16 protein-coding genes are annotated in these 17413 nt (G+C 60.9%); 6 read left to right on the forward strand and 10 right to left on the reverse strand.

The features are described 5' to 3' along the window. Positions 1-26: 26 nt before the first annotated feature. The 3 genes from ACZRMO_RS24150 to ACZRMO_RS24160 are packed head-to-tail and all read right to left on the reverse strand — an operon-like array spanning position 27 to position 2960. Entirely contained in the window at positions 27-950 is a 924-nt protein-coding gene (locus ACZRMO_RS24150) for a sugar ABC transporter substrate-binding protein (protein ID WP_124527568.1), read from the reverse strand. Between the two features lie 40 nt (positions 951-990). Continuing rightward, on the reverse strand, positions 991-2115 hold the full coding sequence (locus tag ACZRMO_RS24155; RefSeq protein WP_463974459.1) for a phytanoyl-CoA dioxygenase family protein: 1125 nt from the start codon (positions 2113-2115) through the stop codon (positions 991-993). Further along, a complete protein-coding gene (locus ACZRMO_RS24160; RefSeq protein WP_463974460.1) occupies positions 2115-2960 on the reverse strand; it encodes an SDR family oxidoreductase in 846 nt (281 codons plus the stop codon). Before ACZRMO_RS24160 ends, ACZRMO_RS24155 begins: the two co-directional genes overlap by 1 nt. A gap of 122 nt (positions 2961-3082) precedes the next feature. On the opposite strand from ACZRMO_RS24160, the gene ACZRMO_RS24165 reads away from it, so the two are divergent. Both ACZRMO_RS24165 and iolG read left to right on the forward strand, forming a co-directional pair. Continuing rightward, complete coding sequence (locus ACZRMO_RS24165) at positions 3083-4108, forward strand: LacI family DNA-binding transcriptional regulator (protein WP_463974461.1); 1026 nt, start codon at positions 3083-3085, stop codon at positions 4106-4108. A 35-nt stretch (positions 4109-4143) separates the two neighbouring features. After that, positions 4144-5148, forward strand: coding sequence for an inositol 2-dehydrogenase (iolG, locus tag ACZRMO_RS24170; protein WP_463974462.1), 1005 nt, complete (start codon positions 4144-4146; stop codon positions 5146-5148). Between the two features lie 60 nt (positions 5149-5208). Here the strand turns inward: iolG and ACZRMO_RS24175 are convergent, their stop codons facing one another. From ACZRMO_RS24175 to ACZRMO_RS24195, 5 genes are all read right to left on the reverse strand, one after another. Beyond that, complete coding sequence (locus tag ACZRMO_RS24175; protein WP_463974463.1) at positions 5209-5595, reverse strand: hypothetical protein; 387 nt, start codon at positions 5593-5595, stop codon at positions 5209-5211. A 139-nt stretch (positions 5596-5734) separates the two neighbouring features. Next, on the reverse strand, positions 5735-6121 hold the full coding sequence (locus ACZRMO_RS24180; protein WP_124527574.1) for a hypothetical protein: 387 nt from the start codon (positions 6119-6121) through the stop codon (positions 5735-5737). Next, complete coding sequence (locus tag ACZRMO_RS24185; protein WP_463974464.1) at positions 6118-7527, reverse strand: PAAR domain-containing protein; 1410 nt, start codon at positions 7525-7527, stop codon at positions 6118-6120. The genes ACZRMO_RS24180 and ACZRMO_RS24185 overlap by 4 nt, the downstream gene beginning before the upstream one ends. 177 nt (positions 7528-7704) lie before the next feature. Continuing rightward, the gene (locus ACZRMO_RS24190) at positions 7705-8871 is read right to left on the reverse strand and encodes a GGDEF domain-containing protein (protein WP_463974465.1); all 1167 of its coding nucleotides are present in this window, start codon (positions 8869-8871) and stop codon (positions 7705-7707) included. A gap of 107 nt (positions 8872-8978) precedes the next feature. After that, positions 8979-10193 (reverse strand): MFS transporter, encoded by a 1215-nt coding sequence (locus ACZRMO_RS24195; RefSeq protein WP_463974466.1) that lies wholly within the window; start codon positions 10191-10193, stop codon positions 8979-8981. A gap of 84 nt (positions 10194-10277) precedes the next feature. On the opposite strand from ACZRMO_RS24195, the gene ACZRMO_RS24200 reads away from it, so the two are divergent. Beyond that, the gene (locus ACZRMO_RS24200; RefSeq protein ID WP_463974467.1) at positions 10278-11099 is read left to right on the forward strand and encodes an AraC family transcriptional regulator; all 822 of its coding nucleotides are present in this window, start codon (positions 10278-10280) and stop codon (positions 11097-11099) included. A 178-nt stretch (positions 11100-11277) separates the two neighbouring features. On the opposite strand, the gene proP is transcribed toward ACZRMO_RS24200, so the two are convergent. Continuing rightward, positions 11278-12780, reverse strand: coding sequence for a glycine betaine/L-proline transporter ProP (gene proP, locus ACZRMO_RS24205; RefSeq protein ID WP_463974468.1), 1503 nt, complete (start codon positions 12778-12780; stop codon positions 11278-11280). 404 nt (positions 12781-13184) lie between these two features. On the opposite strand from proP, the gene ACZRMO_RS24210 reads away from it, so the two are divergent. The 3 genes from ACZRMO_RS24210 to ACZRMO_RS24220 all read left to right on the forward strand — a co-directional run bounded on the left by ACZRMO_RS24210 (position 13185) and on the right by ACZRMO_RS24220 (position 16513). Continuing rightward, on the forward strand, positions 13185-14588 hold the full coding sequence (locus tag ACZRMO_RS24210; RefSeq protein WP_124527581.1) for an MFS transporter: 1404 nt from the start codon (positions 13185-13187) through the stop codon (positions 14586-14588). Positions 14589-14724: 136 nt separating this feature from the next. Next, positions 14725-15753, forward strand: a complete 1029-nt coding sequence (locus ACZRMO_RS24215; protein WP_463974469.1) for a UV damage endonuclease UvsE — start codon at positions 14725-14727, stop codon at positions 15751-15753. Positions 15754-16027: 274 nt separating this feature from the next. After that, positions 16028-16513 carry a P-loop nucleotide/nucleoside kinase family protein gene (locus ACZRMO_RS24220; RefSeq protein ID WP_463974470.1) on the forward strand — a complete coding sequence of 162 codons (486 nt, stop codon included), beginning with the start codon at positions 16028-16030 and terminating at the stop codon, positions 16511-16513. A 10-nt stretch (positions 16514-16523) separates the two neighbouring features. Here the strand turns inward: ACZRMO_RS24220 and ACZRMO_RS24225 are convergent. Continuing rightward, positions 16524-17413 (reverse strand): hypothetical protein (locus tag ACZRMO_RS24225; RefSeq protein WP_463974471.1); only part of this gene is annotated, 890 nt, incomplete at its 5' end.

Consider the following 17413-nt stretch of genomic DNA (forward strand, 5'->3'; position numbering starts at 1 on the left):
AGATCAAGATGTGGGAGCTTCGGGGGCTATGGGTTGAGGAACGCCTGGTAGTTGTCCTTCGTGATCTGCTGATAAGGAATCGTCAGTTCAGCCGTGTACGGCTCCTTCTTCACCATCTTCACCGCCAGATCAATCGAGCCTACCGCCTGCCCCTTGTTGTCCTGGTACACCGTCACCAGCAGTTGGCCCTTTTTCACCGCATCCAACCCAGCTGGGCCACCGTCGCTGCCGGCCACGAGGATGTCCTTGCCCGGTTGCATGCCAGCCTGGCTGATGGCCATGGCGGCGCCAATCGCCATTTCATCGGCGTTCGCCGCCACTGCGTCGATCTTGCGCCCGGAAACGATCCAGTTGTTCATCAGGTCGATCGCCTTGTTGCGCTGCCATTCCGCGGTTTGTTCTTCGACGATCTTGATGTCCGGGTACTCCTTGAGCACAGTCTTCACCCCCAGCGTGCGGTTGTGGGTGGCGTTGTTGGACAGCAGCCCGAGCATGATCGCCAGGTTGCCTTTGCCGCCCATTTTCTCGGCCAGATAGCGCATCTGGATCTCCCCGGCCTTGACCTCATCCGAGCCCACATAACCCACGCCCGGCGGCAATTGCTGGGCATCCGGGCGGCGGTTGACGTAGACCAGCGGGGTCTTGGCCTGCTGGGCGTTGGTGCTCATCTTCGCCGTGGCCGCAGTGTCCACCGGGTTGACGATGATCGCGTCCATGCCCTGGGCGGTGAAGTTCTGCACCTGGTTGAGCTGGCGCACCACATCGCCCTGGGCATCTTCGAATTGCAGGGTCACCCCGGGCAATTCCTTGGCGTGGGCGGCCATGTAGTCGCGCATCTGCGCGAGGAATACATCGTCGACCTGGGCGATGCTCACGCCGATACGGATATCGGCCAGCGCCCACGGCGTGACAGCGAGGGTAAACAGTGCTGCAAGGAGGTGCTTTTTCATGGTTTTGCTCCGTTGTTATTGTTGTTAAAGCAGGGGTGATTCAGGCCTGGCGTTTGGCGCGCATCTGCGCCACCGCCGCCGCAAAGTCAGCGGGCGGCCAGCGTTCGCTGAGTGCCTGTTGCATCAGTTGTTGCCCGGTTTGTGGCGCGAGGCCTTTGAGCGGTGGGTCGGTGTCGAGGTTGGTGGGGAAGGAATAACCGTCCGCCGTGCAAGCGACCACGGCCTCGGCGTCCAGGGACGGATTGGCCAGCAGCGCCGGGTACACCGCGAGCATCATGCGGTCGCGGTCGAGGGCTTCCATGGGTTTGCCGAACGCCGAGGAAATTTGCAGCAGGTTGGCCATGCGCTGGCGGTCGGCGGTGCGGTTGGTGCCGGCGGCGTGGAACAGCGCCGGGTTGAAAAACAACAGGTCGCCCTTGTTCAGCGGCAACTGCACAGCGTGTTGCTGGAAGTAGTCGATAAACTCTTCGCGGCGCCACGCCAGGTAACCCAGGGCGTATTGCTGGGAGAACGGCAGCAACTGGGTCGGCCCGGTTTCCAGTGGCATGTCCGTGTGGGCCACCGCGCCTTGCAGCGTCAGATACTGCGACAGCACATGCAAGGGCAGGGGGAAACGTTCCACCACATCGTCGGTCTGGAAACCCAGGTGATAATCCCGGTGCGGCTGCTGCGCCTGGCCGCCGGGATGCACCACGTTGACCTGCGCCGTGACCTGAAAACTCGGCCCCAGCCACGCTTCGGCAATCAGCCCCAGCAGCGGGTTGGCGTAGTACTCGACAAACGATTCGGGCGACTGCAACGCGGCTTTCTGCAACGAATTCCAGATGCGCCCGTTGCTGCCTGCCTTGGCAAAGTGGTCGGCGGCCACGCCTTGGGCGGCCTCATTGGCAAAGATCGCCTCGAACACCTGGCTGTGCCGGTCCACCACTTCCAGATCTTCATAGGCCCGGCGTACCACCATTACCCCCGGCCCGTCACGGAACAGCCGGTGCAGTTCATTCATCACGCTGCGGCGGTCGCTGTTGCGCAGGGTCTGGGCCTGATAGATCGGCACATTGCTCAGCACTTCCTGGCACAGCGGGTAATCCTCGGCGTGCGCCCGTTGCGCGCAAAGCTGGCTGAAATCCGCCAGGCGTACGGCCTCAGCGCCGACAAACGCCGACATCACACACCCCCTGGCAGGCTCAAGGCCTGGTGCGGTTGCGGGCTGCCACCGTCGGTGCAGCCGACCACGCCTTGTTCCAGGTCGATCACCGAGCCGGTCATCATCCCCGATTCGCTGGACAGCAAAAACGCCACGCTGCGCGCCACTTCCTCCGGCTTGAGCAGGCGCCCGAACGGCTGTGCGCGTTCGGCCTCTGCCAGCCAACCGTCCTGGGCGCCGTGGTACTGGCGCTGGATGTCATCTTCGTGGGGCGTGTCCATCCAGCCGATATTCAAGCCGTTCACGCGGATACGGTTGCGCAGCGCACTGAACGCGACGTTCTTGGTGAGGATCGCCAGCGCGCCCTTGGACGCCGCATACGCGCTCAAAAACGATTGCCCACCATGCCCGGTGACGCTCTGGATATTCACCACGGCGCCTTCCACACCTTTACTGATCATCAGCTTCAACGCTTCCTGCATGAGGAAAAACGGCGCCCGCACATTCACCGCAAACAGCTTGTCGAACAGCTCCGGCGAGGTGTCGAGGATGGTGCCGCGATCCGACATGCCGGCGCAGTTCACCAAGCCGTGCAAGGTGCCGAAGTGGGTGCGTGCCGCGTCGATAATCGCCCGGCAATCCTCGACCTTCTCCAGGTCGGCCTCGACGAAAAACGCCTGGCAATCGAGCTGGGCCAACTGCCGCACCTGTTCCTCGCCCTGGGCGCGGCGGCGCCCGCAGATGATCAGGCCGGCGGCGCCACGCCGCGCCAGGGTATGCGCGACGGCGGCGCCCAGGCCCTGGGTGCTGCCGGTGACAACAAAGTATTGGCCGCTGAACGTGGTGGCGAGATCGGTGTTAGGCATGCAGTTCTCCTGATTTTTGTTGTTGTGCATCGCCCGGCTCGACGCAGGGCAAAACTGAGACTAGCATTGCGAAACCTCAGTAACGCCCAAATAAGACCTCAAAAACACCTCAGGCAAACCCCATGCTCGAACGCGCAAAACACTTCTCCATCAAGCAACTCGCGATCCAGGCGGGTGTGAGCAAAGCCACGGTCGATCGTGTGCTGCACCAACGCGGCAGCGTGCATGCGCAGACGCGGCGGCGCATCGAGCAGGCGCTGGATGAGCTGGAGTCCCAGGAGAAAAACGGCCTGGCGGTGGGCCGCACCTTTCATGTGGACGTGGTCATGCACACGCCCAAGCGCTTCAGTGCAGCGGTGCAAGCGGCCATCGTCGCGCAACTGGCCAGCCTGGCGCCGTTTCGGATTGCCCCGCGTTTTCACCTGTTCGAGGAGATCGAACCCCAGGCCATGCACGACCAACTGCTGCGCTGCCTCGACACCGGCAGCCAGGGCGTGGTGCTCAAGGCCGCCGACGAGCCGGCGGTGAACCAGGCGGTCAAGCAACTGATCGCGGCGGGCATTCCGGTGATAACCCTGGTGACGGACCTGCCGCAAAGCGAGCGCATCGGCTACGTCGGCATGGACAACCGCACCGCCGGGCAGACCGCGGCGTACCTGATGTCGCGCTGGCTGCCGGCGTTGGCCCAGGACGTCGCCGTGGTGATCGGCAGCGAACTGTTCCGTGGCGAGGAAGAACGCGAGATGGGCTTTCGCGCCTGGCTGCGTGGGCGTGCGCCGCACCTGCGGGTGCTGGATGTGAGTGGCGGTTATGGCGTTTACGAGCGCACCTTCGAGCGCGTGACCCAGGCACTGAAACACCATCCGGAGCTGAAGGCGGTGTACAGCGTCGGCGGCGGCAACCGCGCGATTGTCGATGCCTTCGCCGCCCTCGAACGCCCGCTGGACGTGTTTATCGGCCACGACCTCGACGAAGAAAACCGTCAGTTGCTGCGCGAAGAGAAAGTCGCCGCGATCATCGACCACAACCTGCAGATCGACGCGCGCAGCGTGTTCCTGCACATCCTGCAATTTCATCGGCTGTGGAAGGCCGGGCCGATTGCGCCGTCACAGGTGCAGATCGTCACGCCGTTCAACCTGCCGGACTGAATCTCTCCCCAACAACAAAACCAGGAGTGTTCACCATGCTACGAATCGCCGTTCTAGGTGCCGGGCGCATCGCCAAGATCCATGCCGCCAACGTCGCCGCCCACCCGAATGCCACGCTGGTGCTGGTGGCCGATCCCTGGCGTGAGGGGGTCGATGCGCTAAGCACGCAATTGGGCTGCGAGGCGGCTTACGATTGCGCCGCCGTGCTCAGCCGTGACGATATCGACGCGGTGGTCATCGGCACACCCACCGACACCCATATCGACCTGCTGCTGGCAGCGGTGTCTTCGGGCAAGGCGGTGCTCTGCGAGAAACCCATCGACCTCGATATCGCCAAGGCTCGCAGCGCAGCAAAGGCCGTGGAGCGCCAGGGCGGCCAGGTGATGCTCGGCTTCAACCGGCGTTTCGACCCCGACATGCTGCGCCTGCGCCAAGCCCTGGATGCCGGGCAGATCGGCGCCGTGCGCCAAGTAATCATCACCAGCCGCGACCCCGGCCTGGCCCCGCGTGACTACCTGGCCCACTCCGGCGGCATCCTGCGCGACATGACCATCCACGACTTCGACACCGCCCGCCATCTGCTCGGCGAAGAACCGGTGGAAGTCAGCGCCATCGCCAGCCGCCTGGTGGACCCCAGCCTGGCCGAGATCGACGATTACGACAGCGTGATGGTGCTGCTGCGCACCGCCTCGGGCAAGCAATGCCATATCAACTGCTGCCGCCAGGCGGTGTATGGCTACGACCAGCGTGTCGAAGTGTCCGGCGCCAGCGGCGTACTGCTCACCGACAACCATCGGCCCAGCACCTTGCGCCACTGGAGCGCCGAGCACACCGAGGCGCTGGAGCCGTTGCAGCATTTCTTTCTGGAGCGGTATGCGGATGCCTATCGCAATGAGCTGACGCAGTTCATCGATGCGCTGAACAGTGGCCAGCCGCTGCCCACCTCCATGCGCGACGGCTTGTACGCGTTGCACCTGGCGGACTGCGCGTTGGAGTCGGTGAAGAGTGGGCGGAGTGTGGCGGTGAGTTACGATCTCTAGCGGTAGGCGTTGGTGGGGGAATGGGGACGCCCCCGTTCCCCCCGGCGTTACGAGTCGCGGTTAAATCAATCCGAGCTTAATGGCTATGCCAAAGGTCATCATGACCGCTATCAGCCCGAGCGCGCTCCATTGCAGACGCACGAGTTTAAGTTTGAGCGCGACCGGAAAGCCCGCGAGATCTTCGGTGCTCAACATACCTCTTTTGATGTGGCGCTTTGGAAATGTGACGATTCCAGAAATGCTACCGATCACCAGCAATTTCCCCCATGGCCCCCCGTACCGAAAAGTCGCCCAAAATGCGACTATCGAACTGTTTTTCAGGTGTTCCAGGATGAGGTCCATTTTTGTATAGGCAAGGTGCAGACAAATACCAAGCCATAGAAAAATGCCGGCAAAATCTGCCAAGGCAATAACCAAAAACACCTTGTCGCCTATGCTCAGGCTCATTTAACCACCTCATAAATCTTTTCCCCTATCCGTTCACCCGTTGCCCCACCTACAGCTCCGGCGGTGGCGGAGGCAGTTCCAACTGCGACGACCGGGAAATGGGGACGGCCCCCATTTCCCACAGCGTTACGAGTCGCGGTTAGATCAATCCGAGCTTAATGGCTATGCCAAAGGTCATCATGACCAGCAAGAGGCCGATCATGGACCACTGCAAAAATGCCAATTTGCGTTTGAGGGCGGCGGGGAAACCCGCTAAGTCTTCAGCGCTCAATTGACCTTTTCTGAGTTGGTAGCTTGGGAACGTGATGAGCCCGCAAACGCCGCCTATGAACATCAGTTTTCCCCAGGGGCCGGCGTGTAGGATCGGTGCCCAAGTCATGATTGCCGGACTGTTTTTGAGGTGTTCCAGCATCACGTCTGCTTGGGTATAAGCCAGGTGCAGGCAGATGCCAATACAAAGGAAAATCCCGGCAAAGTCGACTAGCGCAATGGTCAAAAGAACTGTATCGCTCGTGCTCAGCGTCATTCAGCGGCCTCGTAGATTTTCTCGCCTACCCACCCGCCAAATGCGCCGCCCATGGTGCCTCCTGCGACAGAGCCTGCGCCAACCACGACGAGGCCGCATACCAAAGGAGCTATCCCTACGGTTGGTACACCCAACCCGACACACAGGCCACCGACGACAGCACTTGATAGTGCCGCACCCGCCCAGGCACCACCACCTAGCGACCCGACAAAACTACCTGTTTCCGAAAACTTGATCTTCTCGCAGGCTTCTTGGTTACCCGCAGAACACACGTTTTTCACCTTCATATAAGAAGCCCCACCCCCAATCGCTGTACCGACCCAGCCTCCCTGTTTGATCACCGTCGAAGCTTTCGCCAACTGTTGGATGTGGGTCGCGTAACCAGGTATCTGGCCCGGCGCCCCGGCCTGCGACCACCGATGAACAAGGCTGCGGCTTGATATTCCCAGCGCGGTTTTCAGATGGGGATGGTCCGGAATGCCGGCGCTTCTGCGGGTCAGGGCGGTGAGGTGGGTATCAAGCCGGGCCAGCAGGTTTTTGCGTTCGGCGAAGAATTCCGGTGATCGCAAGTGTCCGTCCTTGAGGAATGCTTTTTGGTGCAGTGCCTCGATGTCCTGCAAGATTGTTTTCAAATTATCCAGGTTCCTCGCGAGCATGGTTTCACCCGCTCCGATAGCGGTTGAACTGTGGGCCAGGAAGCTTTGGATCTGCTCGCGATGGCGCATCATGAAGTCCGCATCGGCTGCACTAAGCGGGTTTATAGCGTCATGGGTAAGTGCCGCGGCTTCCAGTAACTGGTTTTCTTCTTTGCTGCATTGAAAATTGTTTGGGTCGCCAAGCACGATCAATGAGCCGGCTTTAACGTTGTCTGTTCGAGGGTTGAGCGTTCGGAACTTGGCCATTACCGCTGGGTCTGGCGTTGGAAATAACGTGGCCTCCAAAGCGTCGCGGGTCGTGCTTTGGGGCACGATATAGAAGCCGGGTTCTACACCTTGTGGGCGGTTAAGCGCAGAGGGCGTCCAATGACTCGAAGGACGGTACGTCGACTGATTCTGTGCCGCCGAACTGCGGGCCTGAGCCACTGGCGCCGGTTCAGCGGCGCGTCTCATGGCCGGCCGTTCGTAGCTTTCGTTGCGGTAGATCGCCGTGTAGATCGAGGGAATGAATCTGGCTCGGCAGGGGCAACTGCTGAAGCTGTCCAGCGTGCCAGCCATCAGCCTGCCATGGCTGTTCATGTGTGAAATACCGCCGAGTATTTTATATATGCCCGGGTGCTTTCCACAGGTCACGCGGTCTCCCTCACAGGCGTGGAGGAGGCCATAGATGTTTATGCTGGGGTCGCCATCCAGGACTTTCCCGCCGCAGGTGGTTTTGTCACCCAAGCCAATGAAGTGTCCGTCACTCATTCAAAATGTCCTTTTTATGCAGTCAGTAAACGTGCGTTTATTGCGCAGTTACCCTGATAATTTGGATATTCGAAGTACAGTCGGACGCTTCCGGCCATCACTTAGGAAAAGTCAGCTGGATAGGTAGGGATGGTGCAGATGGGGTCGCTGTACGGTGAAAATCACCCTCAGCGACGATTAGCCAAACGAATTCGCTCCAGTCCGATCCACCAACCGAATGCTGTCACGCCCACCGCGCTTGGTTTCATACAGCGCGGTGTCCCCTTGTTCGATCAACTCCGTCAGGCTTGCCGGCGGCTGGTCGAACAGGTTGGCGCCGATGCTCAGGGTCACCGCTGTCGGGGTCGCAAAGGTTTGCGCGGTGAATTGAAAAAATTGCCCGCGCAGGCGGCTGCCGAGGTCGACGATTTGCTCGGTGGAAGCCGGGTGCAGCAGGATCACAAATTCGTCGCCACCCAAGCGCGCGACCAATGCGCCACGGGGCACTACCGCGCGGATCATCTCGCTCAAGGCGATCAGCAGGCGGTCGCCGGCAATGTGGCCGTAAAGGTCATTCACCGGCTTGAAGTTGTCGATGTCGATCAACAGCAGCGCGCCCGGACGGGCCGGGGACACCTGGGCCAGCAAGCGCGGTGCCCGCAGGTCCAGGGCGCGGCGGTTGTAGAGGGCGGTCAGCGGGTCGCGGGCGGCGAGGCGGGCGATTTGCTGTTCGCGGCGATAGCGCTCCGAGCCGGTCATCGACAAGGCGATCAGCATGATCGCCATCGCGCCTTCCACCAACGACACCTGGATGATCTCGCCCTTGAACGCCGCCAGGTCGATCAAGGTGCCGGGGATCAACACCGACAGCGCCTTGGCCACGTAGAACGAGCCGTGGATCAGCAGTACATAGCGCAGTTGCACCGCGCCGATGCTCAATGACTTGCCGTGGGGCCGCAGCAGGCTGCTGGCACATAAGGTCGGTGCCGCCACCAACAGGGACTGCACCGCCAGCATGGCTTTGGACCACGGCAAGTCGGCCGGCAATAGCAACATGCCGAGCCACACGACGGGCATCAGCAGCCACCACCGCGACAGCCGCGCCTGGGTAAACCGCGCCACGCCGAGCAAAAACAGGAAGTGGGCGATCACCAGCAAGCCATTGGCGAACCAGATGCCGATCATCAAGAAGCCGCTGCTGCGCAGCAAGGCGAGGGTGGAGCCGATGCTGATGGTCGCGAAACCGGCGCTCCAGCACAGCAGCGACGGTTCGCGCACGCTGCGCCATTCAACGGCCAGGTACAGGGCAGCCGCAGCGGCCAGGGCCACGGTGAGGGCCAAAATCGTAGGAGGGTCGAGCGTCATGTCTTGCCGGGTCTGCCTGGTGTGCGTTTAAACCGGGATTGTAAGCGCACACGCAGGTTTTCAGAACACTCATCGTCATGGCATTGCGCCAGCCGATGAGTGGCAGGTCAGACGCCCTTGGTGGACGGCAGCAATATTGTCAGGATGCCCACCAGCGGCAGGAACGAACACAGCTTGTAGACATACTCGATGCCGTGGTTATCCGCGAGCAACCCGAGCAGCGCGGCGCCAATCCCGCTGAAGCCGAACATCAGGCCGAAGAAGATCCCGGCGATCATGCCGACGTTGCCGGGCACCAGCTCCTGGGCGAACACCACGATGGCGGAGAAGGCCGAGGCGAGGATAAAGCCGATCACCACGCTGAGCACGGCGGTCCAGAACAGATCGACGTAGGGCAGGGCGAGGGTGAACGGCGCGGCGCCGAGGATCGAGAACCAGATGACTTTCTTGCGGCCGATCTTGTCGCCAATCGGCCCGCCGGCAAAGGTGCCCACAGCCACTGCACCGAGGAACAGGAACAGGTACATCTGCGAGCTGGCGACCGACAGGTGGAACTTCTCGATCAGGTAGAAGGTGAAGTAGCTGGTGAGGCTGGACATGTAGAAGTACTTGGAAAACACCAGCACGGCCAACACCACCAAGGCAAAGGTCACGCGGCCCTTGGACAAGCCATGGGTGGCTTTGCCGCCTTGCTTGAGCTTGAACAGGCTGAGGTGGTTGCGATACCAGCGGCTCAAACCGTAGAGCACCAGAATGGCAAACACCGCAAACAGGCCGAACCAGGCGACATGGCCCTGGCCGTAGGGAATGATGATCGCCGCCGCGAGCAACGGGCCGAGGGCGCTGCCGGTGTTGCCGCCGACCTGGAAGGTCGATTGCGCCAGGCCAAAGCGACCGCCGGAGGCCAGGCGCGCAACGCGCGAGGTTTCCGGGTGGAAGGTCGAGGAACCCACGCCCACCAGGCCTGCGGCGAGCAGGATCGCCGGGAAGCTGCCGACAAACGCCAGCATCAGGATGCCGATCAAGGTGCAGACCATGCCGGCGGGCAGCAGCCACGGTTTGGGATGGCGGTCGGTGTGGTAGCCGATCCACGGTTGCAGCAGGGAGGCGGTCAGCTGGAAGGTCAGGGTAATCAGGCCGACCTGGGCAAAACTCAGGCCGTAGTTGGCCTTGAGCATCGGGTAGATCGACGGCAGTACGGCCTGGATCAGGTCATTGATCAGGTGCGCCAGGGCACAGGCGCCGAGAATGCGCATGACCAAGGGGCTGGCGTGGGGCGTGGCGGTGGCAGCAGCAGCGGGTGAAGCGGTCAGGGTCGACATGCAGGCATTCCATACAGGGTGGCGAGTACTTGGGCTCGCCATCTATTTCAAAATGATTCGGTGTTCATGCTAGATTTGCGAAAAATGCCTGTCTCGCGAAATTCGGGCAACAATCATCGCAAAAAGGGCGAAATGATCAAATCACTGGATAAATTTCTACAGGAAATCGACGAAGGCGACTGGGCAGTGATCAGTTCGGCCACTGACTACCCCGAGAACTGGGTGATCCCCGAGCACAGTCACGAGAAGCACCAATTACTCTACGCCATCGAAGGCGTGATGGTGGTGCACTCGGCGCAAAGCCAATGGACGGTGCCGTCCAACCGTGGGTTCTGGATGCCCTGCGGGCAGGTTCACTCGCTGCGGTGCGTAGGGGCGTTGAAAATGCGCAGCGTGTTCGTGCGCCCCGATGTGTTCCCCAACTTGCCGAGTGAAACCAAGGCGGTGAGTATCTCGCCGTTGTTGAGTGAACTGATCAAGGCGTCGGTGAGCCTGAAACCGCCGTATGCCGAAGACTCGCGGGATGCGCGGATCATGCACCTGATCCTCGATGAACTCGCGTTGCTGCCGGCCTTGCCGCTGTCCTTGCCGCAGCCGGCTGACCCGCGTATCCAGCAGATCTGCGCGGCGTTGCAGGACGACCCGGGCGATGCCTCCACCGTGGCCGATTGGAGTGAACGCCTGGGCCTGGACCAGAAGACCATCCAGCGCCTGTTCCGCAAGGAGACCGCCATGACCTTCGGCCAATGGCGCCAGCAGGCGCGCTTGTTGCTGGCGCTGGAGCGCATTGCGGTGGGGGAGAAGATTATCGACGTGGCGCTGGAGCTGGGCTATGAAAGCCCCAGCGCCTTTACCAGCATGTTCAAGAAGCAGTTTGGCAAGACGCCGAGTCAGTTTTTCAGGTAGGGCAAACCCAGACATCTACCCGTTCAGAAAGAGCGATGTACCTGTGGCGAGGGAGCTTGCTCCCGCTGGGCTGCGTAGCGGCCCCAAGATTTTGGGAGCGCTGCGCACTCCAGCGGGAGCAAGCTCCCTCGCCACAGGTGGGGGTTCACGCTGGTCACTTTTGATTGTGCCGATCGGCTTAGTTGATCCGCGGATGCTGCTGCACCAGGTTCTCGCGCTTGGCTTCCAGTTCGGCAATCTCGGCATCGATGTCTTCGATCTTCTGCTCGATATTGTCGTGATGTTCCTGCAACAACTCCTTGGCTTCGGCCATGTCCGACGCCGCCGGTGCTGCGCCGCGCAGGGGTTTGTTGGCGGTTTCCTTCATGGTCAGGCCGGTGATCAGGCCGACCACGGCAAATACCATCAGGTAGTAGGCGGGCATGTACAGGTCGTTGGTGCTTTCCACCAGCCAGGCCACAGCCGTAGGGGTGAGGCCGGCGATCAGTACCGAGACGTTGAAGGCACTGGCCAGCGCGCTGTAGCGCAGGTGGGTGGGGAACATCGCCGGCAGGGTCGAGGCCATGACGCCGATAAAGAAGTTGAGCACGATGGCCAGGATCAGCAGCCCGGCGAAGATCAGGCCGATCTTGCCGCTGGTGATCAGCATGAAGGCCGGGATGGACAACACCAACAGGCCGATGCTGCCGGCGATGATGAAGGGCTTGCGGCCGATCTTGTCGCTGACAAAACCAATGAACGGTTGCACGAACAGCATGCCGACCATGATGGCGATGATGATCAGCACGCCGCTGTTTTCTTTGTAATGCAGGTTATGGGACAGGTAGCTCGGCATGTAGGTGAGCAGCATGTAGTACGTCACGTTGGTCGCGGCGACGATGCCGATGCAGGTCAACAGGCTGCGCCAGTGCTTGGTCGCGACTTCCTTGAAGGACACTTTGGGGCCGTGGCTGAGGCCTTCGCGGTCGCCTTGTTCGAGCTTGTCCATGTGCTGCTGGAACGCCGGGGTTTCTTCCAGGGCGTGGCGCAGGTACAGGCCGATAATGCCCAGGGGCAGGGCGAGGAAGAACGGCAGGCGCCAGCCCCACGCTTCAAATTGTTCTTCGCCCAGCACGCTGGAGATCAAGACCACCACGCCCGCGCCAAGGACAAAACCGGCGATGGAGCCGAAGTCGAGCCAACTGCCAAGGAAGCCACGCTTGCGGTCCGGTGCGTATTCGGCAACAAAGATCGATGCGCCGGTGTATTCACCCCCCACCGAGAAACCCTGGGCCATTTTGCACAGCAACAGCAGGATCGGTGCCCAGATGCCAATTGTGGCGTACCCGGGGATCAGGCCGATGGCAAAGGTGCTCAGGGACATGATCACGATGGTGGCGGCGAGGACTTTCTGCCGTCCGTATTTATCGCCGAGCGCACCAAAGAACAGGCCACCCAGCGGGCGGATCAGGAACGGCACGGAGAAGGTACCCAGTGCGGCAATCATCTGCACGCTGGGGGAGGCGTCGGGGAAGAACACTTTGCCGAGCACGTAGGCGACGAACCCGTAGACGCCAAAGTCGAACCATTCCATGGCATTGCCCAATGCGGCGGCGGTGATCGCCTTGCGCATCTTGGTGTCATCGACAATGGTGATGTCTTTCAATCCGATGGGGTTGACGCGTTTCTTGCGAGCTTTCATGGGGGCCACTCTAAATCTGAACAGGGGAGGTGCCATCGCCGCGATGGCACCGCTCTGAAAGGTCAGATACAAGCGGACACGAAATAATTCACCCGATGGCGCATTTTTTATTGTCTTGCGCAAAAACAAGGTGGGAGCTGGCTTGCCTGCGATGGCGGTCTGTCAGTGAGAAATCTGAGGCTGACCCACCGTTATCGCAGGCAAGCCAGCTCCCACAATTCAGCGGTGCTTGGTTAATAGGTATTGTCATCCTACAACTGATTTTGCCCGGCGCATCACATACCTCAATAAACCGCAATCTTTCAGATTGACAGCCCGTAGGGCGCCCGCTATAAAAGTCACAGTTGTACGACGACATATGACGTAACGTATGTCCTACCTAACAAAAATAAAAAAGTGATGCCATGAACTTGAACGAGCCCATCAACGCCCAGCGCGTTGGCCAAGCGGTAGGCAACTATCGCTGGACCATCTGCGCGATGCTGTTCTTTGCCACCACCGTCAACTACCTCGACCGCCAGGTGCTCAGCCTCCTGGCGCCACAGCTGTCCACGCAATTTGGCTGGAGCAACACCGACTACGCGAACATCGCGGCGGTGTTCCAGTTTGTCTACGCCATCTCCATGCTGTTTGCCGGGCGCCTGGTCGATAAGATCGGCACCAAGACCGCCTATGTGGTGGCGATTGGCATCTGGTCCACGGGCGCCATCATGCATGCGTTCTCAGTGCCGATGGGCGAGGGCATCGCCGCCGTCAGCGGGGCGATTGGCTTGGCGGTGATTCCGGTGTCGATTGCCGGTTTCATGTTGTCCCGTGCGGTATTGGCGATTGGCGAGGCGGGTAACTTTCCGATTGCGATCAAGGCCACGGCGGAGTATTTCCCCAAGAAAGAACGCTCATTCGCCACCGGCATTTTCAACTCCGGGGCCAACGTCGGTGCGATCCTGGCGCCGATTTGCGTGCCGTTGATCGCAGGCCTGTGGGGCTGGGAAGCGGCGTTTATCGTGATTGGTGCGCTGGGTTTTGTGTGGGTGGCGGTGTGGATCGCGCTCTACGAGAAACCCGAGCAGCAGAAGCGCCTGTCGGCGGCGGAACTGGCCTACATTCGCAGTGACGAGACCGTACAGCCGTTCACCCCGGCGCCTACCGGAGCCGTGGAGAAAAAAGTCTCGTGGTTCAAGCTGCTGACCTACCGTCAGACGTGGGCATTTGCCTTCGGCAAGTTCATGACCGACGGTGTGTGGTGGTTCTTCCTGTTCTGGCTGCCCACGTACCTGGCGGCGCAATACGGCATGAAAGGCGCCGATATCGTGATGCCACTGGCGGTGCTGTACAGCATGACCATGGTCGGCAGCATCGGTGGCGGCTGGTTCCCCAGCTACTTCATGGCCCGGGGCGACGCGCCATATGACGGGCGCATGAAGGCGATGTTGATCATCGCGCTGTTCCCGCTGGTGGTGCTGCTGGCGCAGCCGTTGGGCTATATCAGCTTCTGGGTGCCAGTGTTACTGATCGGCGTGGGTGCTTCAGCGCACCAGGCGTGGTCGTGCAATATCTTCACCACCGTGTCCGACATGTTCCCGCAGAAAACCGTGGCCTCGGTGGTCGGCATTGGCGGCATGGCCGGTGGCCTGGGCGGCGTGGTGATGACCAAGATTGGCGGTTGGGTGTTCGACTACTACAAGTCGATCAACGATATCCACACCGGCTACATGATCATGTTCGCGATCTGTGCGCTGGCGTACCTGGTGGCCTGGAGCGTGATGAAGACGCTGGTGCCACGCCACAAGGAGATCACTGATCTTTAATGCGCAACTTCCCGCGCTGCCGGCAGCGCGGGAAGGCATCTAACGCGTTGCCCGCGTAAAAACGCACTGAACCTCTTGAATTGCCTCGCGCCTAACCCCGTATCATCCCTCTTTTATATCCCCGCCAGGCACTCCCATGACTCATCCACGCATCGGCTTTGCATGCCAATACAAGCATCCCGAACGCCTGCTCTCGGCCAGTGCCCTGAAGTTGATCGAAGGCCCGTACAACCCGCGTACCACCACCCTGCGCTGGATGGACGGGGTCACGCCCCAAGTGGCCCGCGCCAAGCTGGTGGAAGTGGTCACCCATAACCTTGCCGCGCAATTGCACCTGCTGCGCTACGTTGCCGGGCTGCCGCCGACCTTGCGCATGCTGCGCCTGAGCAGCGACTTGTTGCCGTTCTACAGCCACCCGAAAGTCGCCGCGGTGTACCAGGACCCGGCCATCGCGCAGCAGTTGATCGAGGGGTTTGCTGCCATCGGCGAGCTGGCGCGGGCGTCGGATATCCGCCTGTCGTTTCACCCTGGGCAATATTGCGTGCTCGGCTCGGAAAACCCCGGCGTGGTGGAAAACAGCCTGGCCGAATTCGAATACCACGCCGACATGATCCGCATGATGGGCTATGGCCGGCAGTTCCAGGACCTCAAGTGCAACGTGCACATCGCCGGCCGCCTGGGTGTGGAGGGCACGCGTGCGGTGTGGGCGCGCTTGTCGCAAGTGGCGCGCAACTGCATCACCTTCGAGAACGACGAAAAGACCTACGGCCTCGACCACTGCCTGCAAGTCGCCGACCTGGCGCCGGTGGTGCTGGATATCCACCACTGCTGGATCAACGAAAACGACTACATCGACCCCCACTCGGAACGGGTCGCGCGGGTCATCGACAGTTGGCGCGGGGTGCGCCCGACGATGCATTACTCCCAGCCGCAGGAGAGCTTGCAAACGCTGGGTTTCGACGCCGAACACAAACTGGAGATGGACGCGCTGATGCAGGTGGTGTCCAAGCGCGACCTTTACGGCCACAGCGCGCAGATGTGGAACCGCTGGACCAATGACTACGCGCTGCAGTTTCTCGATCGGTTCGACATCATGCTGGAGGCCAAGGACAAGAACGTCGCGTCCTTGGCGTTCTATGCGCACTGGCAGCGGCGCACGGCGTGAGGGCGGTCATTTCTTGCCATTCAGGGGAATGACCAGCGACACCCGCATATTCCAGCCGTCGGGGTGGTTCTTCGCGTCGAACTCGTGATAGCCCTTGTTTTTGTTATCGCTGGCTTTGACGTGGTAGTCGATCAGCGGCTGGCGCCACCGCTCTCAGTGCCTGAGGACGCACTGCGCTCCCAATGGCTGCTTGAGCAAAGTCCAGGGATTGAAGAGTGTTGCCCGGCCACGCGTCGCCGGGCATGCTCTGTGACCGACACAAGGAAGCGTCCCCATGCCTACCCTGCACCTGCTCTGCGGCAAGATCGCCTCCGGTAAATCCACGCTCGCCAACCGCCTCGCTGCCGAACACGCCGCCATTGTGCTCAGCGAAGACCATTGGTTGGCACAGCTCTATCCGGGGGAAATCCTCGCCATTGCGGACTACGTGCGCAGCGCCCAACGTATTCGCGGCGTGCTGGGGCCGCTGGTGATCCGCCTGCTGCAATCGGGGGTCAACGTGGTGCTGGATTTTCCGGCCAACACCCTGGCCAACCGCGAATGGCTGCGCGGCCTGGCGCAAACGGCCCAGGTGCCGCACTGCCTGCATTACCTGGAACTGGACGACGCCACGTGCCGCGCCCGGCTGCATGCCAGGAATGCCCGCGGCGAGCATGATTTTGCGGCGACTGACGCTGAGTTCGACCTGATTACTCGTCACTTTTGCGTGCCGAGTGAGGATGAGGGGTTGGTGATTGAGGTGCATCGACTGGCGGTGTGATTGCGCTGTGTCAGGCGACGACTCTTGTGCGAATGCCGCCAGCTCCCACATTTTGAATTGTGAACCCTTTCAAATGTGGGAGCTGGCTTGCCTGCGATAGCTGCGGCACAGGCGAAATCTCTGTCGCCTGACCCACCGCTTTCGCAGCCTCGCTAAAGCTCGACAGCTCCCACAGGGGATTGGGTTTGCAGGTTAGTGCAGGTGTACACAGTTCAAAATGTGGGAGCTGGCTTGCCTGCGATAGCTGCGGCACAGGCGAAATCTCTGTCGCCTGACCCACCGCTTTCGCAGCCTCGCCAAAGCTCGACAGCTCCCACAGGGGATTGGGTTTGCAGTTTGGTGCAGGTGTACACAGTTCAAAATGTGGGAGCTGGCTTGCCTGCGATAGCTGCGGCACAGGCGAAATCTCTGTCGCCTGACCCACCGCTTTCGCAGCCTCGCCAAAGCTCGACAGCTCCCACAGGGGATTGGGTTTGCAGTTTGGTGCAGGTGTACACAGTTCAAAATGTGGGAGCTGGCTTGCCTGCGATAGCTGCGGCACAGGCGAAATCTCTGTCGCCTGACCCACCGCTTTCGCAGCCTCGCCAAAGCTCCACATCTCCCACAGGGGATTGGGTTTGCAGGTTGGTGCAGGTGTACACCGTTCAAAATGTGGGAGCTGGCTTGTCGGGTCGCCGCATCGCTGCGAAAACGGTGGCACAGGCGAAACCTCTGTTGCCTGACCCACCGCTTTCGCAGCCTCGCTAAAGCTCGACAGCTCCCACAGGGGATTGGGTTTGCAGTTTGGTGCAGGTGTACACAGTTCAAAATGTGGGAGCTGGCTTGTCGGGTCGCCGCATCGCTGCGAAAACGGTGGCACAGGCGAAACCTCTGTTGCCTGACCCACCGCTTTCGCAGCCT

Source organism: Pseudomonas sp. B611, assembly GCF_055407965.1.